The 23,728-nt window shown below is 66.8% G+C and carries 17 protein-coding genes and 1 tRNA gene; 5 read left to right on the top strand and 13 right to left on the bottom strand.

Annotation, left to right across the window (positions count from 1 at the left end):
- Positions 1 to 125: 125 nt before the first annotated feature.
- From SY91_RS18325 to fdnG, 7 genes are all read right to left on the bottom strand, one after another.
- A tRNA-Sec gene (locus SY91_RS18325) sits at positions 126 to 220 on the bottom strand.
- A gap of 32 nt (positions 221 to 252) precedes the next feature.
- A complete protein-coding gene (gene selB / locus SY91_RS18320) occupies positions 253 to 2,178 on the bottom strand; it encodes a selenocysteine-specific translation elongation factor (protein WP_023474498.1) in 1,926 nt (641 codons plus the stop codon).
- Positions 2,175 to 3,614 (bottom strand): L-seryl-tRNA(Sec) selenium transferase, encoded by a 1,440-nt coding sequence (selA, locus tag SY91_RS18315; RefSeq protein ID WP_006479308.1) that lies wholly within the window; start codon positions 3,612 to 3,614, stop codon positions 2,175 to 2,177. The genes selB and selA overlap by 4 nt, the downstream gene beginning before the upstream one ends.
- A gap of 72 nt (positions 3,615 to 3,686) precedes the next feature.
- The gene (gene fdhE / locus SY91_RS18310; protein ID WP_023474497.1) at positions 3,687 to 4,622 is read right to left on the bottom strand and encodes a formate dehydrogenase accessory protein FdhE; all 936 of its coding nucleotides are present in this window, start codon (positions 4,620 to 4,622) and stop codon (positions 3,687 to 3,689) included.
- Between the two features lie 392 nt (positions 4,623 to 5,014).
- Positions 5,015 to 5,641 (bottom strand): formate dehydrogenase subunit gamma, encoded by a 627-nt coding sequence (locus tag SY91_RS18305; RefSeq protein WP_006488816.1) that lies wholly within the window; start codon positions 5,639 to 5,641, stop codon positions 5,015 to 5,017.
- Positions 5,638 to 6,552 (bottom strand): formate dehydrogenase subunit beta, encoded by a 915-nt coding sequence (gene fdxH, locus SY91_RS18300; protein WP_006479309.1) that lies wholly within the window; start codon positions 6,550 to 6,552, stop codon positions 5,638 to 5,640. The genes SY91_RS18305 and fdxH overlap by 4 nt, the downstream gene beginning before the upstream one ends.
- Before the next feature lie 10 nt (positions 6,553 to 6,562).
- Entirely contained in the window at positions 6,563 to 9,634 is a 3,072-nt protein-coding gene (gene fdnG, locus SY91_RS18295; protein ID WP_185921291.1) for a formate dehydrogenase-N subunit alpha, read from the bottom strand.
- Positions 9,635 to 9,776: 142 nt separating this feature from the next.
- Here fdnG and SY91_RS18290 point away from each other — a divergent pair, with 142 nt between their 5' ends.
- The 3 genes from SY91_RS18290 to SY91_RS18280 all read left to right on the top strand — a co-directional run bounded on the left by SY91_RS18290 (position 9,777) and on the right by SY91_RS18280 (position 13,160).
- Complete coding sequence (locus SY91_RS18290) at positions 9,777 to 10,721, top strand: YihY/virulence factor BrkB family protein (protein ID WP_023474495.1); 945 nt, start codon at positions 9,777 to 9,779, stop codon at positions 10,719 to 10,721.
- A gap of 416 nt (positions 10,722 to 11,137) precedes the next feature.
- Positions 11,138 to 12,295, top strand: a complete 1,158-nt coding sequence (locus tag SY91_RS18285; protein WP_006479312.1) for a porin — start codon at positions 11,138 to 11,140, stop codon at positions 12,293 to 12,295.
- Positions 12,296 to 12,686: 391 nt separating this feature from the next.
- Positions 12,687 to 13,160, top strand: coding sequence for a VOC family protein (locus SY91_RS18280; protein ID WP_043886341.1), 474 nt, complete (start codon positions 12,687 to 12,689; stop codon positions 13,158 to 13,160).
- 239 nt (positions 13,161 to 13,399) lie between these two features.
- On the opposite strand, the gene SY91_RS18275 is transcribed toward SY91_RS18280, so the two are convergent.
- Positions 13,400 to 14,383, bottom strand: a complete 984-nt coding sequence (locus SY91_RS18275; protein ID WP_185921290.1) for an AadA family aminoglycoside 3''-O-nucleotidyltransferase — start codon at positions 14,381 to 14,383, stop codon at positions 13,400 to 13,402.
- A gap of 166 nt (positions 14,384 to 14,549) precedes the next feature.
- Positions 14,550 to 14,999: an HU family DNA-binding protein gene (locus SY91_RS18270; protein WP_011548077.1), complete on the bottom strand. Its 450-nt coding sequence runs from the start codon at positions 14,997 to 14,999 to the stop codon at positions 14,550 to 14,552.
- Positions 15,000 to 15,266: 267 nt separating this feature from the next.
- Between SY91_RS18270 and SY91_RS18265 the strand changes: the two genes are divergently transcribed.
- Complete coding sequence (locus tag SY91_RS18265; protein WP_023474493.1) at positions 15,267 to 16,385, top strand: acyltransferase family protein; 1,119 nt, start codon at positions 15,267 to 15,269, stop codon at positions 16,383 to 16,385.
- Positions 16,386 to 16,757: 372 nt separating this feature from the next.
- On the opposite strand, the gene galU is transcribed toward SY91_RS18265, so the two are convergent.
- Positions 16,758 to 17,645, bottom strand: a complete 888-nt coding sequence (gene galU / locus SY91_RS18260) for a UTP--glucose-1-phosphate uridylyltransferase GalU (RefSeq protein WP_006482949.1) — start codon at positions 17,643 to 17,645, stop codon at positions 16,758 to 16,760.
- Positions 17,646 to 17,875: 230 nt separating this feature from the next.
- Positions 17,876 to 18,019 carry a hypothetical protein gene (locus SY91_RS18255; protein WP_006479318.1) on the bottom strand — a complete coding sequence of 48 codons (144 nt, stop codon included), beginning with the start codon at positions 18,017 to 18,019 and terminating at the stop codon, positions 17,876 to 17,878.
- Between the two features lie 218 nt (positions 18,020 to 18,237).
- Here SY91_RS18255 and SY91_RS18250 point away from each other — a divergent pair, with 218 nt between their 5' ends.
- Positions 18,238 to 19,413, top strand: coding sequence for an acyltransferase family protein (locus tag SY91_RS18250; protein WP_023474491.1), 1,176 nt, complete (start codon positions 18,238 to 18,240; stop codon positions 19,411 to 19,413).
- Between the two features lie 382 nt (positions 19,414 to 19,795).
- On the opposite strand, the gene SY91_RS18245 is transcribed toward SY91_RS18250, so the two are convergent.
- Positions 19,796 to 22,261 carry a glycosyltransferase family 4 protein gene (locus tag SY91_RS18245; RefSeq protein WP_023474490.1) on the bottom strand — a complete coding sequence of 822 codons (2,466 nt, stop codon included), beginning with the start codon at positions 22,259 to 22,261 and terminating at the stop codon, positions 19,796 to 19,798.
- Positions 22,258 to 23,724: a flippase gene (locus tag SY91_RS18240; RefSeq protein WP_006479321.1), complete on the bottom strand. Its 1,467-nt coding sequence runs from the start codon at positions 23,722 to 23,724 to the stop codon at positions 22,258 to 22,260. The genes SY91_RS18245 and SY91_RS18240 overlap by 4 nt, the downstream gene beginning before the upstream one ends.
- Positions 23,725 to 23,728: the final 4 nt, after the last annotated feature.

Here is a 23,728-nt window from a genome sequence, read left to right as displayed (position 1 = left end):
CCTGCCTCCGCCGAGATCTTGTTTCGGCCTGACGATACGACGGGCAATAGAATGCGCTGCCGGGGCCTGTCAGCAACCTGCGGGGCGTTTGCTGAAATCGTCGGAATGCCGAGGAAACCAGAAAATGGCGGAAGGCAGCCAGAGTCGAACTGACCCGGGAGTGTCTGACACCCCAACTGGATTTGAAGTCCAGCCGTACCACCGGATACGAATGCCTTCCGCGGGAAAAAGAAACCGAAGCACAACGAGCGCCTACGCCTGAATACCCGCCCAACCGCTGTCAGGCCGCAGGTAGTGAAGATCGCGGTGGAAGCGAGTATACCCAACCCGATCGAAGAACTCGAGAATCTGGATCGCGCGCTTGCGACCGAGCCCCGTCGCGTCGCGGAACGTCGCGGCATCGAGCCCGCCGCCGCGCGACGGCGCGAGATGCGCGACCAGCTCCGCCAGTTCGCGCGCGATGTCCGCGTGATAGAACAGGTCGCGCACGACCTGGTGCACGTCGCCGCGCCGCGCGAGCTTGCGCAGCAGCGTGCGCACCGCATCCTCGGCCGCACCCGTGTCGCGGGCCAGGTCGCGCACCCACGGCGGATCGAAGCGCCCCGCGTGGATCAGCGGCAGCAGTTGCCGCGCCAACGCTTCCTCGCGCGGCTCGAGGCTCACCGAATGCGACGGCAGATGCAGCCACGGCCCGCTGCGCGCGACTTCGCCGCCCGTCACCAGCGCATCGACGAGCGCGCGCCACAGCGTATCGCCGACGAGCGGCGCAGCCATCCGTCGCAGGCGTGCGGCGTCGAGCCCCTGCTCGTCGGGCATGCGTTCGTGGTACGCGCGCAGCGTGTCGACCGCCCGCGTCTGCAAGGCCCGCCAGTGCGCATGCGAAATCACCGCGCCTTCGTTCGCCGCGGCATCGCGTTGCCCGATCGCCAGCGCATCGTCCGGCAACGCCAGCGCATCGGGCGCGAATCCCGTCAGATGCGTGAGCGTCGCGCGCGCCATGCCGAGCGGCGCCTGCGCGAGCAGCGCATCGAGGCGCCCTTCGTCGAGCCACGCCGCGAGCGCATCGAGCCACGCGCGGCGCGCCGGCGTACGGCGCTTGCGGGCCGGCCCGAACGGATCGAGCACCCGGCCGCCGCCGACGGTGCGCGTCGCCTGCGGATTGCGGACGATGAAGCGGTCGCCCGGCAGCGCGAATACCGGCTCGTCGAATACCAGTTGCACGCGCATCCGCTGGCCGGCGGCGAGCGTGTCGCCGTCCAGCAGCGCGACGTGGGCCACGCGATGCAGCGTGCCGAGATGCACGTGCAGCGGCGCCCAGTGCGTCAGCGTCAGCCCGGCGTCCGCGAGCAACGTCAGCTCGACGTCCAGGCGCGGCGACGTCGCGACGAGCCGCGCATCGGCGACGGTGTCGCCTCGCTCGATGTCTGCCTTGTCGACGCCGGCCAGGTTCAGCGCGCAACGCTCGCCCGCGCGGCCGGCCTCGACCGGCCGGTTCTGCGCATGGATGCTGCGCACGCGGGCCGCGCCGCCCGTGCGCACGATCGCGAGCGTGTCGCCGGTCGCGACGCGGCCCGCGAACGCGGTACCCGTCACGACGGTGCCCTGCCCGGCGAGCGTAAACACGCGATCGACCGCGAGCCGGAACAACCCGTCGTCGCGACGCGTGCGCCACGCGATCGCCGCGTCGGCCAGGTGCTGCTTCAACGCGGCGACGCCGGAATCGTCGGCCGCCGTTGCACGCGTTTCGAAGATCGGCACGCCGGCCAGCGTCGAGTCGTGCAGCCAGACGGCGATCTCGTCGCGCACCTCGGCAACGCGCGCGGCATCGACGCGATCGCATTTCGTCAGCGCGACGGCGCCATGCGTGACGCCGAGCAGTTGCAGGATCGCGAGATGCTCGCGCGTCTGCGGCATCACGCCGTCGTCGGCGGCGATCACGAGCAGTGCGAAGTCGATGCCGCACGCGCCGGCGGCCATCGTATGAATCAGCTTCTCGTGGCCCGGCACGTCGATCAGGCCGAGCACGTCGCCGTTGCCGAGCGGCGTATACGCGTAGCCGAGTTCGATCGAAATGCCGCGCGCCTTCTCTTCCTTCAGGTGATCGGTGTCGACGCCCGTCAGCGCACGCACGAGCGTGGTCTTGCCGTGGTCGATGTGCCCCGCGGTCCCGACGATCATGCAGCGGGCCCCGCGAGCGGCACGCATTGCGCGACGAACGCCGCTTCGTCCGCTACTTCGAGGCAGCGCAGGTCGAGCCGCAGCGCGTTGTCGGCCACGCGGCCGATCACCGGGCGCGGCCATTCGCGCAGCCGTTTCTCGAGCTGTGCGAGCGCGCGGCCGCTGCGCTTGCCGTCCGCCGAGCGCACCACGAGCCCGGCGCTCGGCAACTGGTCGACCGGCAGCGCGCCGCTGCCGATCTGGCTGAACATCGGCTCGACCGTCACGTCGAAACCGCTGCCGAACGCAGCCTGCAACGCAGGACGCACCCGTTCGGCCGCTTCGGCGATCTCGCGCTGCGGGCGCGTCAGCAAGCGCAGTGTCGTGAGGCGCTCGCGCAGGAATTCGGGCGACTGGTACAGGCGCAGCACCGGTTCGAGCGCCGCGAGCGTCAGCTTGCCGACGCGCAGCGCGCGCTTGAGCGGATGCTTCTTGATCTTCGCGATGAGTGCACGATCGCCGACGATCAGGCCGGCTTGCGGGCCGCCGAGCAGCTTGTCGCCGCTGAACGTGACAACGTTTGCGCCGGCGGCGACGGTTTCCTGCACGGTCGTCTCGTGCGGCAAGCCCCATTGCGTGAGATCGGCCAGCGTGCCGCTGCCGAGATCGACGGCCACCGGCACGCCGTGCTCGCGCGCGAGCGGCGCGAGTTCGGCAAGCGTCGCCTCCTTCGTGAAGCCGCTGATCGCGTAGTTGCTGCAGTGCACCTTCATCAGCAGCGCCGTGCGCGGACCGATCGCATCCGCGTAGTCGCGCAGATGCGTGCGGTTGGTCGTGCCGACCTCGCGCAGCTTCGCGCCGGCACGGCTCATGATGTCGGGAATGCGGAATGCCCCGCCGATCTCGACCAGCTCGCCGCGCGACACGACGACTTCCCGCTTCGTCGCGAGCGCCGACAGCGTCAGCAGCACGGCCGCCGCATTGTTGTTGACGACGGTCGCGGCTTCCGCGCCCGTCAGTTCGCACAGCAGAGCGTCGATCAGGTCGTCGCGATCGCCGCGACGGCCGGTAGCGAGATCGAACTCGAGGTTGACGGGCCGCGTGAGCACGTCGACCACCGCGCGCACCGCGTCGTCGGGCAACAGCGCGCGCCCGAGATTCGTGTGCAGCACGGTGCCGGTCAGATTGAACACGGTGCGCACGGCGCCCGCATTCTGCGCGGCCAGGGTACGCGCGACGGCGGCGGCAATGCGCGGCTCGTCGAGCGGCTCGGCCGCCGCGGGATCGCGCTGCGCGGCCGTGCGCCAGCGTTCCAGTTCGGCGCGCACGGCGTTCAGCACGCGCGTGCGGCCATAGTCGGCGACGAGCGGCTGCAGCGGCGCCGACGACAGCACGCGCTCGACCGACGGCACACGCGCCAGCACGGCATTCAGTTCATTCACACCCGGTTCGGTCACGTCGTTGTGGCTCCAGTCTCATGCTTCGCAGTCCGCCGGGGACGGCGCTCGCGCCGCCCCGGCCCCGTGCCGTCAGTCCGCTTCCCGCGACACGTCCGGCCACAGCAGCGGGTTCGGCGAACTGCGCTGGTAGCCGGCCTCGTTCATCAGCAGGTCGAGCGTGAGACTCGCGAGATCGTCCGCCAGCGGCTCGAACTCGTAGTCCTTCTCCTGATAGCCGATCTTGCGATAGGTCTTGCACTCGTCGCACGATTCGGCCTTGACGGCTTCGCTGCCGCCTTCGATCCCGTGATACGCGATGCCCTTCGTCGAATCGCAGTGCGAGCACTTGGTGCGCACCATGTGCCACTCGGTCGTGCACAGCCCGCACTGCAGGAAACGGTAGCCCTGATACTGGCCGCCGACCCGCACGACGCTCGCGACCGGGTGCGTGCCGCACACCGGGCACAGCCCCGGCTGGTCGAGATATGGGACATCGGTGGGCGTCACGCGGCTCGCGAGGTCGGTCCATGCGACCTGCAGCGCGGCCATCAGGAACGGCGCGGTGGCCGGGTCGACCTCGGCGAAGCGCAGCGCGAGGATCGCATCAGCCTGCGCGTCGAGCTCGGCCGGCGCCATCAGGCGCAACCGGTCGAGCAGCTTCGCGAGCTGCGGGTTGACGAGCCCGGCGCTTTCGACGCGGTCGAGCAGTTCGTACAGCACGGCGCGCCAGCGCGCATTGCGTTCGCCGTCGAGCGCCGGCACGAGCGGCATCGAATGTTCCTGCGCACGTGCGATCGCTTCCTTCGACGGCAGCGGCAGCTCCAGCGCCTGCAGCGTCGCGTGCTGCGCGTCGGCGACGGTGGCCATCAGCCGCAGGTAGCCGCTGATCGGGTTCAGGTCGGCCAGCTTGCGCAGCCGCGCGGCGCGCGCCGCGAACGCGGTCGCGCGCTCCGGCAGGCGAAAGCGCGGAATGGCCGAATGATCGAGTGCCGAGATCTCGGTCGGCTCCAGAATGCGTTGTGTCACGAAAATATCTTCCAAGGGGGCTGTTTGCGCATGGAACGCGCATGCGTTGCCACGAGAAGGGCCGCTCGCGAGGCGCGCGACGCAGCGAATACTGACGTATTCGCAAGGAGCGCAACGTGGCGAGCGGCCCTTCTCGTGGCAACCCGTGTCTAATTATCCATTTTAGGGGAATGCCCGAAATCGCCCACATGGCGGCGTCGCTCGTCACTTGTTTGGCTCGGCCAAACGGCGCTCCTCACTCCTTGCCCTGCGGGCGATTTCGGGCATTCGCATGCGCGTTCCATGCGCAAACAGCCCCCAACTAAGCGCCGACGAATCGGCGCTTTCGGGCGATTCCTGCGGTGGGGGCGGAGCAGCACGCCGCAATCGGCGTACCGCCCCGCTCCGCTGCGTTATTTCACGCTTTCACGGAACCACTTCGGGTGATGCTTGCGGGCCCAGCCCAGCGTGACGGTGCCGCGCACCATCGCACCGATCGAACCCTTCACCCACAACGCCGCGTAAATGTGCACGATGATGCTCGCGATCAGCACGAAGGCCGCCACGGCATGCACGACAGCGGCCGCGCGGATCACCCCGATCGGGAAGTAGAACGAGAAGTAGCGCCGCCAGATCACGATTCCCGACAGCAGGAGCAGCAGCAGGCACGCCACCAGCGTGAAGAATAGCAGCTTCTGTCCGGCGTTATAGCGCCCGACCGGCGGCAGCTTGTCTTCCTGGTTGGTCAGCACGTCGCCGATCTGCTTCAGCCATTGGCGATCGTCCGCGTCGAGCGCATTGTGGTGCCAGAAGCGCACCACGAGAATCGCGAACGACACGAACATCACGAGGCCGACGAACGGATGCAGGATCCGCGTCCACTGGCCGCCGCCGAACAGCGCGGTCAGCCAGAACATCGACGGATGGAACAGCGCGAGCCCGGACAACGCGAGCAGCACGAACGTGATCGCGGTGATCCAGTGGTTCGTGCGCTCGTTCGGCGTGTAGCGGACGATCAGGTTGGGGTCGTCGTGGCTCATTTCGCGTCCTCCTTGATGCGTCGTGCCTCGTCGCGGGCAGCGGCTTCTTCCTCGTCGGTGACCTCGTTCGGACCGACCCGCGTGTAGTGGAAGAACCCGGCCAGCGCGGTCAGCGCGAGGCCGGCGACCGCGAGCGGTTTCGCGATGCCCTTCCACAGCTTCACCATCGGGCTGATCGACGGGTTGTCGGGCAGCCCGTGGTACAGCGACGGTTTGTCCGCGTGGTGCAGCACGTACATCACGTGCGTGCCGCCGACGCCCTGCGGGTCGTACAGCCCCGCATGCTCGAAGCCGCGCTCCTTCAGGTCCTCGATCCGCTCGGCCGCGTGCTGCTTCATGTCCTCCTTGGTGCCGAACACGATCGCGCCCGTCGGGCAGGTCTTCACGCAGGCCGGTTCCTGCCCGACCGCGACGCGGTCGGAACAGAGCGTGCACTTGTACGCGCGATGATCCTTCTTCGAGATCCGCGGCACGTTGAACGGGCAACCGGTCACGCAGTAGCCGCAACCGATGCAGTTCTCCTCGTGGAAATCGACGATCCCGTTGTTGTACTGCACGATCGCGCCCGGCGACGGGCACGCCTTCAGGCAGCCCGGGTCCTCGCAGTGCATGCAGCCGTCCTTGCGGATCAGCCACTCGAGGTCGCCCGCCGGGTTCTCGTATTCGGAGAACCGCATGACCGTCCACGAATGCTCGCTCAGGTCGGCCGGGTTGTCGTACACGCCGACGTTGGTGCCGACTTCGTCGCGCAGGTCGTTCCACTCCATGCATGCCGTCTGGCATGCCTTGCAGCCGATGCACTTCGATACGTCGATCAGCTTCGCGACGCTCCCGGTCACCGGTTCGCGCACCGTGGGCGGTGGCGTCGTGGTGGCCGAGACCCGCTTGATATCCAGCGATTGCAATGCCATCTCTTCCCCCTTACGCCTTTTCGACCTTCACCAGGAACGACTTGAATTCCGGTGTATAGGAGTTGCCGTCACCCACGGACGGAGTCAGGGTATTGGCGAGATAGCCGGGCTTCGTCAGACCCTTGAAGCCCCAGTGCAGCGGGACGCCGACCGTCTGGACCTTCTTGCCGTCGATCGTCAGCGGCTTGATCCGCTTCGTGACGAGGGCGACCGCGATGATGTAGCCGCGCTTGGACGACACCTTCACGCGCTCGCCATGCGCGACGCCGACTTCCTTCGCGAGGTCTTCGCCGATCTCGACGAATTGCTCGGGCTGGATGATCGCGTTCAGCCGCGCATGCTTGGTCCAGTAGTGGAAGTGCTCGGTCAGCCGGTACGTGGTCGCCACGTGCGGGAAGTCCGCCACCTTGCCGAACGACGCACGGTCGTCCGGAAACACGCGGGCGGCCGGGTTGTTCAGCGCCAGCGAGTTGTTCGGATGCAGCGGGTTCGCGCCGAGCGGCGTCTCGAACGGCTCGTAGTGCTCGGGGAACGGACCTTCGTTCATCCCCGCGCGGGCGAAGAAGCGCGCGACGCCTTCCGGATTCATGATGAACGGCCCCATCCCGTTTTCGGGCGGTTCGTCCGCCTTGAAGTCCGGCACGTCGGCGCCCTTCCACGCGCTGCCGTTCCAGCCGATCAGCTTGCGGGTCGGGTCGAACGGCTTGCCCGCGACGTCGCACGACGCGCGGTTGTACAGGATGCGCCGGTTCGCCGGCCACGCCCACGCCCAGTTCAGCGTCTGGCCGATGCCGGTCGGGTCGGAGTTGTCGCGCCGCCCCATCTGGTTGCCGGCCTGGGTCCACGCGCCGCAGAAGATCCAGCAGCCGCTCGCGGTCGTGCCGTCGTCCTTCAGTTGCGCGAACGCGGCGAGCTGCTCGCCCTTCTTCACGAGCGTCTTCGCCGGGTCCTTCGGATCGGGCAGATCGGCGAGCGCCTTCCCGTTGAACTCCATCGCCAGTTCCTCGGGCGTCGGGCTCTCCGGGTTCGCGTACGGCCAGGTCAGGTTCACGATCGGGTCCGGATACTTGCCGCCGTCCTTCTGGTACAGCTTGCGCATGCGCAGGAACAGCCCCGACATGATCTCGAGGTCGCTCCTCGCTTCGCCCGGCGGCTCCGCGCCCTTCCAGTGCCACTGCAGCACGCGGCTCGAACTCACTAGCGAGCCGTTTTCCTCCGCGAAGCAGGTGGTCGGCAGACGGAACACCTCGGTCTGGATCTTCGAGGCATCGACGTCGTTGTAGTCGCCGTGGTGCTTCCAGAACTCGGACGTCTCGGTCGCGAGCGGATCCATGATCACGAGCCATTTCAGCTTCGCGAGGCCCGCCGCCGTCTTCACCTTCGACGGCGCCGCCGCGAGCGGGTTGAAGCCCTGGCAGATGTAGCCGTTCATCTTGCCGGCATTCATCAGCTCGATCGCCTGCAGCAGGTCGTACTGCTTGTCCAGCTTCGGCAGGTAGTCGTACGCCCAGTTGTTCTCGGCGGTGGCCGCGTCGCCCCACCACGACTTCATGAAGCTGACGTGGAACGCCTTGTAGTTCTTCCAGTAACTGAGCTGGTTCGGCCGCAGCGGTTCCTGCACGCGCTTCTTGATGTACGCGTCGAAATCCTGCTCGGCCTGCATCGGCAGCGTCATGTAGCCCGGCAGCAGGTTCGACATCAGCCCGAGGTCGGTCAGCCCCTGGATGTTCGAGTGGCCGCGCAGCGCGTTCATCCCGCCGCCGGCGATGCCGATGTTGCCGAGCAGCAACTGCACCATCGCGCCGGTGCGGATGATCTGCGCGCCGATCGAGTGGTGGGTCCAGCCGAGCGCGTACAGCACCGTGCCGGCGCGGCCGGGCACGGCCGTGGTCGCGAGCATCTCGCACACCTTCAGGAATTTCTCCTTCGGCGTGCCGCAGACCTGCTGGACCATCTCCGCCGTATAGCGCGCGTAGTGCTGCTTCAGCAGGTTGTATACACAACGCGGATGCTGCAGTGTCGGATCGACCTTCGCGAAGCCGTCGTCGCCGCGCTCGTAGTCCCAGCTCGATTTGTCCGGGTACGCGTGCTTCTCGGCGTCGTAGCCGGAATAGATGCCGTCGTTGAACGCGAAATCCTCGCGCACGATGAACGAGAAGTCCGTGTAGTTCTTCACGTACTCATGCTGGATCTTGTCGTTCGTCAGCAGATAGTTGATGACGCCGCCCAGGAAGACGATGTCGGTGCCGGTGCGGATCGGCGCGTAGTAATCGGCCACCGAGGCCGTACGCGTGAAGCGCGGGTCGACGACGATCAGCCGCGCCTTGCGGTGCGCCTTCGCCTCCGTTACCCACTTGAAACCGCACGGATGGGCCTCGGCTGCATTGCCGCCCATCACGAGAATCACGTCCGCGTTCTTGATGTCGACCCAATGGTTCGTCATCGCTCCACGGCCAAACGTCGGGGCAAGACCTGCCACCGTCGGGCCATGTCAGACACGCGCCTGATTGTCGAATGCGAGCATCCCGAGACTGCGGATGGTCTTGTGCGTCAGGTAGCCGACCTCGTTACTGCCCGCCGACGCGGCCAGCATGCCGGTCGTGAGCCAGCGGTTGACCTTCGCGCCGTCTTCGGCCGTCTCGACGAAGTTCGCGTCGCGGTCGGCCTTCATCAGCTTCGCGATGCGGTCGAGCGCGTCGTTCCACGAGATGGGTTCCCACTTGTCCGAGCCGGGCGCACGATACTCGGGGTGCGTCAGGCGGTTCGGGCTGTGGATGAAATCGATCAGGCTCGCGCCCTTCGGGCACAGCGTGCCGCGATTGACCGGGTGGTCGGGATCGCCTTCGATATGGATGATGCTCGGCTGCGCATTCTTCGCGCCGTCTCCGAGGCTGTACATCAGGATGCCGCAACCCACTGAACAGTAAGGACAGGTGTTGCGCGTTTCGACGGTGCGCGCCAGTTTGTACTGTCGGACTTCGGCCAGCGCTTCGGACGGAGAAAAGCCCATCAGGGCAAGACTCGATCCGGCAAGCGACGTGGCCGTCACCTTCAGGAACTGGCGCCGGGACATTTGTAGCATGGCGGTCTCGGCGTTATTGTGGGGTGGGGTACGACTGAAAGGAATTATAGACAGTTCAGGCAACTATGATCGAATCCTCGGATCAATACCGATTTGTCCGATTAACTGAGATGATCCGCGTTCCGCGCGCAACCGAACCGTCATGAAACGACAGATCACTTCCGAAGCCACCCGCCTCGCCCAGCAGCAGGCCAACTGGGCCCTCACCGCGTTCAAGCGCTTCTCGTCCGACCGCTGCTCCGCGATGGCTGCGGGCATCGCGTTTTTCTCCGCGTTCTCGCTCGCGCCGACCCTCGTGATGGTGATCGCGGTGGCCGGCTGGTTCTACGGCGACGACGCCGCGCGCGGCCAGGTGTTCGAACAGGCGCACCAACTGATCGGCGACGACGCGGCGGCCTCCATCCAGACGATCGTGCAGAACGCGCACCGCGCGGGCGAACGCGGCGGCCTCGCCACGCTGATCTCGTTCGCCGCGCTCGCGATCGGCGCGTCGGCCACGTTCGCGTCGCTCAGCGCCGCGCTCAGCGTGATCTGGCCGGCCACCGAAAGCCGCTGGTCGAGCATGCTCGGGCTGGTGCGGGTCCGGCTGATCTCGTTCGGCCTCGTGCTCGGCGTCGCGTTCCTGCTGATCGTGTCGCTCGTGCTCGACACCGCGATCACCTTCATCGGCACCTGGCTGCTGGGCGATTCGCCGTACGTGGTCGTCACGAACCTCGTGCAGTTCTTCGTCGGCATCGCGGTGCTCGCCGCCGCGTTCGCGTCGTTGATGAAATTCCTGCCCGATGCGCGCGTCGCGTGGCGCGACGCCGCGATCGGCGGCATCGTGTCCGCGATCCTGTTCTCCGGTGGCAAGAAGCTGTTCGCGCTGTATCTCGCGCATGCGGGCACCGCGAGTGCGTTCGGCGCAGCCGGATCGTTCGCGGTCCTGCTGATGTGGCTGTACTTCTCCGCGATCGTGCTGCTGCTCGGCGCGGAGTTCGCGGCGGCCCGCGGCAATGCGCATCGGCCGGCCGAGCATGCGGCGCCGGCCGCGCCCGCTCCAGCCGCTCGACCCGGTCAGGCCGACGATCGCCCGCGCGACGACTGATTGCGCCGTCCGTGAACAGGCCGCACATCGATCTCGCGCGCCCAGGCACATCCTCCCGCACCCTCGCAACCCCGGTGTTCGCCGCGCATTCGCGCGGCGTCGATGCTTTCCTTACACCTCGACGCACACACACCTGCAACCGCAAACGTTTGCATACCCTCGTTTCCTTGCTGAAACGAGCCGAAACAGGGGTTGTGCCGCCATGCACGTCAGCTATTGAAACAATCGCAGCGCAGCAATTGTCAACTATTTCATAAACAGGAACAGTCTCTGATGTGCTTGATATATATGGACTTTTTCCTGCTGTTACCTTTTCGAGGCACTTTATTTTTTAAGCTTTCTTGCGTGTATGGCACTGAGCTATTCTCCAATCCGCAACAAATAACGATGAATCACTTGCGTGGAGAAACTCAACGATGAAGAAACTTGCTCTCTCGACCCTCTCGCTCGCCCTGCTGGGCGCGGCCGGCGCTGCTCAAGCTCAGTCGAGCGTCACGCTGTACGGCGTGATCGACACGTCGATCACCTATGTTCACGGCAACGATGGTCAAGGTAACAATTCGTGGTCGATGGGTAGCGGCAACCTGCAAGGCAGCCGCTTCGGCCTGAAGGGTTCGGAAGACCTCGGTGGCGGCCTGAAGGCGATCTTCCAGTTGGAAAACGGCTTCAACTCGGCATCGGGCGCACTGGGCCAGGGTGGCCGCATGTTCGGTCGTCAAGCCTTCGTCGGTCTGCAAAGCGACCAGTACGGTACGCTGACGCTGGGTCGCCAGTACGACCCGCTGGTCGACCTGGTCCAGGCAGTCACGGCTGACAACTACTTCGGCAGCGTGTTCGCCACGCCGGGCGACGTCGACAACAACGACAACAGCCTGCGCGTCAGCAACGCGATCAAGTACACGTCGCCGGTCTGGGCAGGCCTCCAGGTCGAAGCGATGTACGCACTCGGCGGCGTCGCCGGCTCGACCGGCAAGGGTCAGACGTGGGCGGCAGCGGCAGCGTACAACAACGGCCCGCTCGGCCTGGCTGCCGGCTACTTCCACGCGAACAACTCGGCTCCGCTGAGCGCAGTTGGCCAGCGCACCGGCTGGGCCGGCACGTCGGACGCGATCTTCGACGGCTCGGGCAACTTCATCAACAACGCGTACACGTCGGCATCGTCGATCGGCATCGCGCAAGTCGCTGGCCAGTATGCATTCGGCCCGGTGACGTTCGGCCTCGGCTACAGCAACGCCCAGTACAAGGCGGATGCGAACTCGGCCTTCGGCACGAACCAGAAGTACAACACGGGTCGCGCATTCGTCACGTACCAGGCATCGGCACCGCTGCTGCTGGGCGTCGGCTACATCTACACGAAGGGTAGCGGCCAGACGGACGCCAAGTACCACCAGGTTTCGCTCGGCGCGGACTACTCGCTGTCGAAGCGTACGGACATCTACCTGGTTGGCGCGTACCAGCACGCAAGCGGCAAGAACGCCGACGGTACCGATGCGCAAGCGTCGGTCGGCTCGTACGGCATCGCCGGCAAGAGCTCGCAGGAAATCGTCGCACTCGGCCTGCGTCACAAGTTCTAAAAACGAAGTATCCGGCATGCATGGCGTCTCCGACGCCTTGCCGCCGACCTGGAAAGCCAGCCCCGGTTTCGGCCGCGGCTGGCTTTTTTTTCGTCCGCGCCCGGTGGCGGCCGGCATCGCCTGCAGGGCCGCCGCGCTCAAGCCGGGGCCCCGATACAGGCTGGTGGGCCGGCAGCGGCGCCTGGCGACTGCAATGCACCCGCAACACCGTTTTCGATGTCCGCAGAGGTCGCCGTTTCGCTGTTGAGCGACTACCATCCGCACAGCCGGCATCGCCGGCTCAACCACAGCGGGATTTGTTTGCGCCGCGTGTCGATTTCGGCAGGCGTCGTCCGTCGTATCGATGGCGGCACATGGTTTGCCCCGGACCCATACAGACAGGAGACTCGTCATGACGATTCAGAAGATCACGCCTTTTCTCTGGTATTCGACGGAAGCCGAAGAAGCAGCGGCCTTCTATGCCGGCATCTTTCCGGATTCGCGCATCGTGCGCGTCACGGCGGTGCCCGGCACCGACGGCACGCGGATGGTCGAATTCGAGCTGTTCGGGCAGCCATTTTTTGCGATGAGCCACCCGCGCACGGAGGCGTTCAACCATGCGATCTCGCTGCTCGTCAGCTGCGCGGACCAGGCGGAACTCGACCGCTACTGGAGCGCCCTGCTCGACAACGGCGGCACGGCCGACGGCTGCGGCTGGCTGCGGGATCGTTATGGCGTGTCATGGCAGATCGTGCCGGAAGCGCTCATTCCGATGATGGCCGACCGCGACGCGGTCAAGGCGGGACGCGTGGCCGCCGCGATGATGCAGATGACCAAGTTCGACGACGCCGCGCTGAAGGCAGCCTTCGCGGGCACGGCGGGCTGACGGAACGCGTCGGGCCGTACTCGCGTGACGCCGCGCCGGGTCGTCTGCACGGGCTCGGCTCGACGGGCTGCGCGTGTAGCGGGCTTGCAGGCGTTTGCTATCCGTGGGCCGGCGGTAACCCGGTGGCGTACGTCATTGGCGCCCGTCGTTTGCGTACGTCATTGGCGCCCGTCGTTTGCGTACGTCGTTTGCGTACGTCGTTTGCGTACGTCGTTTGCGTACGTCGCTGGCGCCCGTCGCTACGCCGACAGCATCGACTCGACCGTCCGCCGCGCGTAGCCGATGAATTCGGCCAGCGGTTCGCCCGACAGGATTGCCGCGCCCGCTTCGCCATCGAGATAGGCCGCTCGCGCAGCGGCTACGATCGGCCGGTGCGCGTCCGGCAGGCGCTCCAGCACCCACGTCGCGGCGACGTCCTTCGGCGCGATCGCGCCGGTCGCGGCGCTGTACCAGATGCGTGCGAGCGCGAGCACGATGTTGCACGCGTCGCCACGCCAGTCCGGTTCGGCTTCCCACTGCGCAACGGTCGCGCGCAGCGCGGCGACGAAGTCACGCGCGGGCACCGGCTCGAACAACACGTCCGCGGGCGGCCCGACCAGTGCGACACCGTGCTGTCGCGCCTTCGTCAGCAGGATGGCCAGATCGTGATCGACCAGCGGCGGCTCGACGATGCCGGCTTCCAGATCGCCGCGCAGCCATTCGCCGAACTGCAGCTCGCGTCGCGCCGGATGACGCCACGGCACCACGTCGCCGTGCGCGACGACGGTGACCTCCAGCGCGCGCATGCCACCGCTGCACCCGGGCGGCGCCGACGCGCCGAGCAGGTCCGACAGCAGTGCGCGTCGCACTGCTTCGTCCGGGCGCACCGCGACCGTCACCAGCACATCGATGTCGCTACGCGGTTTCAGGCCGCCGTCGAGCGCCGATCCGAACAGGTGGACCGCTTGCAGCGTCGCACCGAGATGCTGTTCGATCGCGGCGCGCGCGGCGGCGAGCTGTGCGGCGATGTCGTGCGGAATGAAGTCGGTCACGACGGCAAACCTGGCGATGCGCGCCCGACGGAGCGCGAAGAAACGACACCCGGGCAGCGCCATCGCGCGCGTCGACTTACCCGATCCCGATTCGCCGACGATGCCGAGCGTTTCGCCCTGCCGCAGCGACACCGACATGCGTCGCGCGAACGAAGCTCGCCGCTCGGCGATGGGGATGCAGATGCGCGACATACGATCCGCCGCGTGCCACGCGTCGGGCAACCCGTCATCGCGACGCCGCCTGTTCGCTGCCGCGCGCTTTGCGCGGCGCAATAAAAATCCCCGCACGCTTTCGCGTACGGGGATCTCGGGACATCGCAACGGCTGCCGACATGCATTCGGCAGTCGTTGCACGGCATTACGCCGCCGCGTCCTTCAGCTTCTTCAGCGCACGTGCCTTCACGCGCACGCTGGCCGGCTTCGCCGGGAACCAACGCTCTTCGCCCGTGAACGGATCCTTGCCGAAGCGCTTCTTCTTCGCCGGCACGACTTGTGCCGTGATCTTCAGCAGACCCGGCAGCGTGAACTCGCCTGCGCCCTTCTTGTGGACCGAGCCCAGCACGACGTTCTCGAGTGCGACGAGCACTGCCTTGACCGCCTTCACTTCGACAGCTGCGCGCTCAGCGATGTGCGTTGCGAGCGATGCCTTCGTGAACTTGTCCTTCAGCGGCGTCGGAGCAGCCGGTGCTGCCTTCGCGACAGCCTTCTTGGCCACTACTTTCTTCGCGGGCGCAGCCTTTTTGGCAGCCACTTTCTTGGTCGCCGGTGCGGCAGCCTTCTTGGCCACCTTTTTTGCGGAAGTCGCCATGTTTCTCCTACCAGGTGTGGTCGTTGGATACACGAAGCGTGCAACGCGCGCGCTTCAACGCCGGATTCTACAAGCGCCTTGACGCTTCGTGCAGTACTTTTATGCGTTTTCGCGGGGTTTCCCGCAGGTTTTGTTGCGCGCGACCGACTTCGTCGACGCTCGAGCATCCAAAAACGCCTTCACGTATGAGCTCAAACGAGCACGAACGCGAATTACGTTCGATATTTGCGCACCTATACTGGGCACGCTCAATGCCCGGATGCCTCCATGCGCGAAGTCAGATACGTCAAAGGACTCGACGGCCTGCGAGCCCTCGCCGTCATCCTCGTTTTCCTGTCCCACAAGGGCCATGTCCTTGCCGTCGACGTCGGCAAGCTCGGCGTGTGGACGTTTTTCCTCATCAGCGGATTCCTGATCGTCGGCGAGTTGCATCGCAACCGCCAGGCGGTCGAGCGCGGCACCATGACGCGCCGTCACGCACTCGCGCTGTTCCTCGCGAAGCGCGCGCTGCGGATCTTTCCCGTGTATTACCTGCTGCTCGCCGCGCTCGCGATCGCACACGCGCTGTTCTACCAGCGCGGCGTCAATCTCGGGCTCGCATGGCACGCGGCGTTCCTGTCGAATTACTGGATCGGCGTCGTCAAGGACGGCTGGCCCGGCTCCACGTCGCACTTCTGGAGCCTCGCCGTTGAACAGCAGTTCTATCTGATCGCACCGCTCGCGCTGCTCACGGTGCCCGCCGCGCGACACGTCGCGCTCGGCATCGCGGCCGTCGCGCTGTGCGCGATCGCGCATCTCGCGCTCTACCTGTCGGACGCGTCGCCGGTACTGATCTACGCGTTTTCCCCGTGGAATTTCGCGCTGATCGCGCTCGGCGGCGTCGGCGCGATGGCGCTCGCCGATCGCGGCGCGACGGCCGCGCGCCGCGTGCCGCCCGGCTGGCTCGGCGCGGCAGGCGTCGTGTTCTTCCTCGTGCTGCCGGCGTTCACGGCGCTGCCCGATGCGGTCGCGGGGCTCGCGGATCTCGGCCTGTCGGCGTCGCTCGCCGCGCTGATGCTGTGGATCGTCAGCGCGCCCGAGCATCCCGTCGTCGCGCTGCTCGACTGGGCGCCGCTCGCCTATCTCGGCACGATCAGCTACGGCTTCTACCTGTTCCACAACCTGATTCCGGCGCGCTTCGGCGCCCTGCCCGCATCCTTCGCGCACGTGCCGATGCCGGAGATGGTCCGCGACACGCTGCCGGAAATGCTGCAATTCGCGCTCGCCGTGCTGCTCGCGCACCTGTCCTGGCGTTATCTCGAAAAGCGGCTGCTCGACTTCAAGAAGCCGATCGCCGCGCTGCTGGCCCGGCACTTCGCCACGCAGCCGAGCGCGTCGCCGCGCTGAGCGGTACGCGGAAGCGGCGTACGGCGCAAGCCGGACGGGAACGCTTCGATATCGGCGACACCCGACGGCCGGCTGCATGGCAGCCGACGCTGCGTCATCGCGCGACACCCGTGCGAGTGTCGTGCATGCCGCGCACCCCCTCCACCGCTCCGGTCACGCGGCGCGTGCTTCCGCACCGGTTTCACGCGCGACGCGCGGCCTCGTCGGTACGCGTCACGCAGCGCGGGACACCGCCTGCCGCCCGTTCGCGGCACGACACCGAGACGTCGCGCACCCTGCTCGTGCGCCCGCAAAAACAAAAAAGCCCCGGCGCGCGAGCGGCCGGGGCCAACGGAACAACCACCACCTGAAACGACGGAGCGCGCGGCCGCTTTAAGCGACGGCAGCCAGCGCGGGCAAGCAGGTACGCAGATACGCCTCGAATTCGCGGCTCACTTCCGGATGCTGGAGCGCGAGCTCGACGGTGGCCTTCAGATAGCCGAGCTTGCTGCCGCAGTCGAAACGCGTGCCGTAGTAGCGATACGCGAGCACCTGTTCGTTCGCGAGCAGCGACTGGACGGCATCCGTGAGCTGCAGTTCGCCGCCCGCGCCCGGCTTGAGCTTGCGCAGGTGATCGAAGATCGTCGGCATGAATACGTAGCGGCCGACCACGCCGAGGTTCGACGGCGCATCCTCCGGCGCCGGCTTCTCGATGATGCCCGACAGCTTGATGATGTCCTCTTCCCACTCCCGGCCTTCGACGACGCCGTACGAGCGGCTGTCCTCGCGCGGGATCGTCTCGACCCCGATCACCGAGCTGTGATAGTGGTCGAACACGTCGACGAGCTGCTTGAGCACCGGCTGTTCGCCGTGCAGCAGGTCGTCGGCGAGGATCACCGCGAACGGCTCGCCGTGCACGAGCTTCTCCGCGCACAGCACCGCGTGGCCGAGGCCGAGCGCTTCCGGCTGGCGCACGTAGAAGCAGTTGACGTGGCTCGGCTTGATGCCGCGCACGAGCTCGAGCAGCTTTTCCTTGCCGCGCGCCTCGAGCTCGGCCTCGATCTCGTACGACTTGTCGAAATGATCCTCGATCGCGCGCTTGCTGCGCCCGGTGACGAAGATCATCTCGGTGATACCGGCGTTGATCGCTTCCTCGACCGCGTACTGGATCAGCGGCTTGTCGACGACGGGCAACATTTCCTTCGGGCTCGCCTTCGTTGCCGGGAGGAACCGCGTGCCGAGACCGGCAACGGGGAACACGGCCTTGGTGACTTTCAACATGTTCGCATCCTGATAGCGTTGACTGCGCCGTGTCGACCCGCGACCCGGCGCGATTGTGTTCCGAACGGCATATCGAGAATCGACGGTACTGCCAATTCCGCTCCGCTCATTTTCGATATGAACTGATTGCCCAATTATTCCGGAAAAAATATAATCGCTTCAATCCGGTCGATATTGCCGAACCGATTGCCGAAGCAGAAACAAATTACCGATTTTCCAGATACAAATTCTTACGATTCGAATTCCTCGATATAGGGCACGCCGCCCCGCTCGAGGCCCGGGCGGATCGGTTCGTTCTTCAGCGCCTCGCGGTACGCCGACAGCACGGCCATGACCAGCAGTACTGCAGCGCTCGCGATCCAATGCATGTCCATCTTGCCGCTCCTTGCATCACTCAACTGGAGCTTTCAAACTATCAGAAAAAAATCGGCAAATAATTCGCGCCCCTCGGCGAACCGCTTTCGGGTCGCGATAAATCCATGATGTGGAATACCGATATTTCCGGGCGAGATTTTTTTATTCATTGACCGAATTCTTGCGCATTACGATTGGATGAAACTTCCCGTCCATCCGTCGCAAGGAATCGAATCGCATGCAAGCTTTCAGCGGATCGTCTCTGGCCGCGCCGCCCGTCGCCGATCACAAGGAACACGTGATCGACGCGATGCGCGGCTTCGCGGCGCTGCTCGTCGCCTATTTCCACTGCCGCCAGGTCGTCTGGGTCGGCATGCAGAGCTTCCATCATGCTTACGGTCATGCACTCAGCCCGGGCGTGATCGCCGGCTACCTGACCTTCCCGTTCGCGTGGGGCTCCGCCGGCGTCCCGATCTTCTTCGTGATCAGCGGCTACTGCATCCACCGCAACGCGGCGCTCAAGCTCGCGGCGAACCCCGCATACCGGCTCGACGCGCCGAACTTCTGGGTGCGCCGCTTCGCGCGCATCTACCCGGTGCTGCTGGCCGCGCTGCTGTTCACGCTCGCGCTCGACGCGGTCAGCCTGCAGATCGAGCCCGTCAGCCACAAGATTCGCGACGTCGGCCTAGTCGCGTTCCTCGTGAACCTGTTCTCGCTGCAGGGCGTCGCCGGCTACACGTACGGGTCGAACGGCGCGCTGTGGACGCTGTCGCTCGAAGTGCAGTTCTACGCGATCTATCCGCTGCTGTTCGCGCTGCGCCGGCGCATCGGCATGCCGGCCGTCGTGGCCGCGGTCGCGCTCGTCAACGTCGCGTCGGCATGGCTGCTCGAACGGCACGACCTGCAGTTCTTCACGTCGTACTGGCTGTCCTGGACGATCGGCGCATGGATCGCCGACGTGCGCGCGCAGCAGTCACGCGACACGGCCGTCGTGCCGTCGCGCGCGTGGTACGTTGTGGCCGCCGTGCTGCTGGCCGCCGGCTGCGGCGCGTTCCATGTCGGCCAGTACGGCGCATTCCAGCTGTGGTCGGCCGGCTTCGCGTGCTTCCTGTACCGCGCGCTCGCCCGCCCGCCGCGCCCGACGCCACCGCTGCGCGTGCTGAGCTGGTTCGGCGATTTCAGCTACTCGCTGTACCTGGTCCACCTGCCGCTGTTCGTCTGCCTCGGCTCGGTGCTGTTCCACTCCGAACTGCAACTGTCGATCTGGCCGTCGTTCGCGTTCATGGCCGTCGCGATTCCGGTCGCGTACCTGTTCTACCGGATGTTCGAACGACCGGCGATGATGTGGTCGGCCAGCTTCAAGCCGACCCGCGCCGCCCGCGTCGTCGCCTCGACGCCCGAACAGGCCGTCTGACACAAGCCGGCCGGCCCGTCCGGTCTCGAAGCCCTCGCGCGGCGTCTCGCTGCGCGGGGGCTTTTTCACGGCCGGCACGCGGTCGCGGGCCGGTTCGACAAGGAACGGCAGCCTGCCGCTCTCCGACCGCGCCACGACCCGCGTAAGCCGTCTCTGCGGGGTTGCCGCGGCACGACTGCAACGGTGTCGCCTGCCCGCTTCACGTTGCCGATGGCCCCGATCCTGGTTTCAGATGACGGTCGGCTACGCTCGCGCCCGTCGCGGATTCGCGGCGCAAATCCGCCCGCTTGCCCGGGCCAGACACCTCGCCCGCCGAAAAGCGAAGCCCCCGCGCAGCGCAACGCCGCATGGGGGCTCGTTTCCCGCCGGCTCGCGCCGGCTGCTACTTCTTCGCGTTCGCGGCCTTGGCGGCCTTCGCCGTATCCGCGAGGATCTTCTCGACCCGCTCCACGTAGGTTTCGGTCCCGAACCGGCGCACCGCGGTCGCACGCCCGCTCGCGACGAGCCGCTCGCGCAGCGCGCGGTCACGCTTGAGCGCCGCCAGCGCATCGGCCAGCGCGGCCGCGTTGCCCGGCTCGCAAAGCAGCCCGTCGTCGCCATCCTCGATGATCTCGACGACGCCGCCCGCCCGCGCCGCGACGACCGGCCGGCGCGCGAGCATCCCCTCGACGATCACGCGCCCGAACGGCTCCGGCGTGATCGACGTGTGCGCGACGACGTCGACCGCCGTCATGCACGCGGCCACGTCGCGCTGGAACCCGAGGAAATGCACGCGTTCGTCCATCCCGTGCTGCGCGACGTATTCGTGCAGCTGCGCCGCATAGTCGTCCTCGCCGAACAGCGGCGCGCCGACCAGCACCACGTGCATGTCCGGGTGCCGCGCGGCGGCCTCCAGCAGCACGTGCTGCCCCTTCCAGCGCGCGAGACGGCTGAACGAGCCGACCAGCCATGCGTCCGCGGGCAGCCCGAGGCGCGCGCGCAGCGCGGCCTGGCTCACGCCTTCCAGCGCGTCGAACGGTTCGGCCGAAATGCCGTTGAACACGACGTCGACGTGCTGCGGCGTGAAGCCCGTCAGCGCGCGGAACGCCTGCGCGGAAGCGTCGGAGTTCGCGATCACGCGCGTGACGCCGAGCCGCGCGCAATACTTGATCGCCTTCAACTGCTTGCCGCCGAAATGATCGGTGCTGACGATGTCGCGCAGGTGCCAGACCACCGGCTTGCGCGCGAGCCGCCCGGCGAGCGCGGCGACCACCATCGCGCGTTGGGTGTTCGCGTAGATTACCTCGGCGCGGCGCGCGCGCCGGGCGACGTCGCGCACCAGCCGCACGAGCTGCTTCACCGCGCCGAACGACACGCCGCCCTGCTTGCGCACGCCCGCGAGCGCACCCTGCTCGACCACGTCGACGCGCGCACCGATCTCGTCGAGCGCCGCGCGGAACGGACCATCGGCGAACAGCAGCACGTCGGCGTTCGCGCGCATGTGTTTCATGATCTCGAGCAGCGACAGCTCGGCGCCGCCGAGCACGCCGCTCTGGTCGAGCACGAGCGTCGCCGGGCCGCGCGCGGCCGGCAACGGGGCGGCCGTGCCGCGCTGCGCGGTCGAACCGGGCAACGCCTGCTCCACGTAGTCGAGAAAGCGCCGCCGGAACGTGTCGGCGGAAAAGCGCTCCGCGTTCGCGCGGCACGCGTCCGGCGTGAAGCGCTGCGGCGCACGCTCGAAATCGTCGACGGCCGCGACGATCGCGTGCGGCGTCTGCTCGTCGAAGAAGAGACCGGTCGGGTTCAGGTTCGATTGCGGGTCGAGCACGGTTTCGAGCGCACCGCCCTTGCCGTACGCGATGACCGGCGTGCCGCACGCCTGCGCCTCGACGACCGAGATCCCGAAATCCTCCTCGGCCGCGAACACGAACGCCTTCGCGCGCCGCATCCGGTCGTGCAGCACCGCGAACGGCTGGTAGCCCATGATCTCGACGTTCGGGCCGGCCTTCGCGCGAATCTTCTGCATCTCGGGGCCGTCGCCGATCACGACGAGCTTGCGCTCGGGCGTGCGCGAAAACGCCTCGACGATCAGGTCGATCTTCTTGTACGGCACCATCCGCGACGCGGTCAGGTAGAAATCCTCTTTCACCGCGTTCAGCGAGAACGCGTCGACGTCGACCGGCGGAAAGATCACCGCCGCGTCGCGGTGATAGACCTTCTTGATGCGCCGTGCGATGAACGCGGAATTCGCGACGAAGCCGTCCACCGCGTTCGCGGTGCGCGTGTCCCAGTTGCGGATGTAGTGCAGGATCATCCGCGCGAGCAGCGATTTCGGCCCGTGCGTGAGGTTCGACTGCTCCAGATACTGGTGCTGCAGGTCCCACGCATAGCGGATCGGCGAATGCACATAGCTGATGTGCACCTGGTCCGGCCCGGTCAGCACGCCCTTCGCGACCGCGTGGCTGCTCGAGATCACGAGGTCGTACTCGGATACGTCGAGCTGCTCGATCGCGAGCGGCATCAGCGGCAGGTAGCTGCGGTACTTGGTGCGGGCGAACGGCAGCTTCTGGATGAACGACGTCGTCACCGGCTTGCCGCGCACGAATGCGCGGTCGTCGAGGAAATCGACGAGGCTGAACAGGTCCGCGTCGGGAAAGCACGCGACGATCTGTTCGAGCACGCGCTCGGCGCCCGCATAGGTGACGAGCCAGTCGTGGACGATCGCCACGCGCAGCGCACGCGCCGGCTGCCGCGCGCCCGCGCGCTCGGCCGGCACCGCGCGGTGCAGCGCGGCGTCGCCCGGGTGGGCCACGGCGGCATCGGCCGCGGCGAGATTCAGGACGGCGTGTTCCGCCAGATCGCGATTCATATGGTTTTCCTCGCATTGAGACGGACAAACAGGTCGCGCACGAGTGCGCGCAATCCCGGCGTCATCGTGAGCGACCACGCGACGTTCAGCACCAGCACGACCGCGCACATGCCGATCGACTCGCCGAGCCCCGACCAGGCTTGGGCCAGAAACAGGCTCGCCAGCAGGAAGGCGAGATGGGCGAGCATGTCGAGCACGATCGCGCGCATCCGGATCGCCGACAGGTACAGCAGCACGCCGTAGTCGACGAGCGCGCGCGCCGCGACGACCACCGCCGCGCCGATCAGCCCGAAGTGATGAATGCCGAACCACAGGCCGCCGACGAAGAACGGCATCTCGACGAGCCCGGCGAATGCCGCGCGGGCCGGGTTGACCTGCGACTGGATCAGGATGCGCGTGACGCTCGCCTGGCCGACGAGCCACACGCTGATCACCAGCACGCGGCCGACCGGCGCGGAATGCGCGGCGAGATCGGCGCCAACCCACAGCGTGAGGAACGGCGCGAGCGCGAAGATCGCGACGATGCCGACCGGCGTGAATACGCCGTTCAGGAATTCGAGCGACTGGCGCGCGAGGGTATCCGCATGATCGCGGCCGACCGCCGACAGCCGCGGGAACAGCGTGCGCACCAACGCATTCGGCAGCATGTTCAGGCGCGTGACGAGGTTCTGCGGCACCGTGTAGTAGGTGACGAACTTCGCGCCCATGCCGGCGCCGAGCATCACGCGGTCGAGCGTGTCGGCGATCATGCTGGTCGTGCTCGCGATCAGCATCCAGCCGCCGAAATTGAACAGCCCTTTCGCGGTGCCCCACTGCGGCGGATCGATGCGGCGGATGCCGAGCACCTTGATGCTGGCCTGCCCGAGCATCACCGCCGCGATCAGCCGCGCGACGACGGCCGCGGCGAGCACCGTCTGCAGGTTCGGCGCGATCCACCACGCGGCGGCGAGCGGCAGCAGCTGGAACAGGAACGTGCCGATCGTCTGGTTCGTGTTGAACACGCCGAACCGTTCGGCGCCGTTGATCGCGCCGGCGAACACCCACGACACGTTCGCGAGCGGAATCGCGAGCGCGAGCCACGGCAGCGCGAGATACACCTCGTGCTGCATCGCGGCCGATACCTTCGTGAAATACGCGGTGTAGACGAACGCGCCGAAATAGATCAGCAGCCCGCCCGCGATGCCGGTGCCGAGATTCAGCCAGAACGCGCTCCAGAACACGCGTGCGCTTTCGTCGGCGTTGCCGCTCGCGAGCGCCTTCGAGATGTGGTTCTGCGCGGCCATGCTCATCCCGAGATCGAGGATCCCGAAATAGCCGATCAGCGTCCACACGAGGCTCACGACGCCGTAGCGTTCGACGCCGAGCGCGTGGATGTACGCGGGCACGGTCACCAGCGACACGAAGGTCGGCAGGATCAGCCCGATGAAGTTGATCGAAACGTTCTTGAGTATGCCTTTGTCCATGCTT

The organism is Burkholderia cenocepacia (genome assembly GCF_014211915.1).
Lineage (GTDB): Bacteria > Pseudomonadota > Gammaproteobacteria > Burkholderiales > Burkholderiaceae > Burkholderia > Burkholderia orbicola.
Note: the sequence above shows the minus strand (reverse complement) of the source record. Positions and strands in the feature narration are given on the sequence as shown.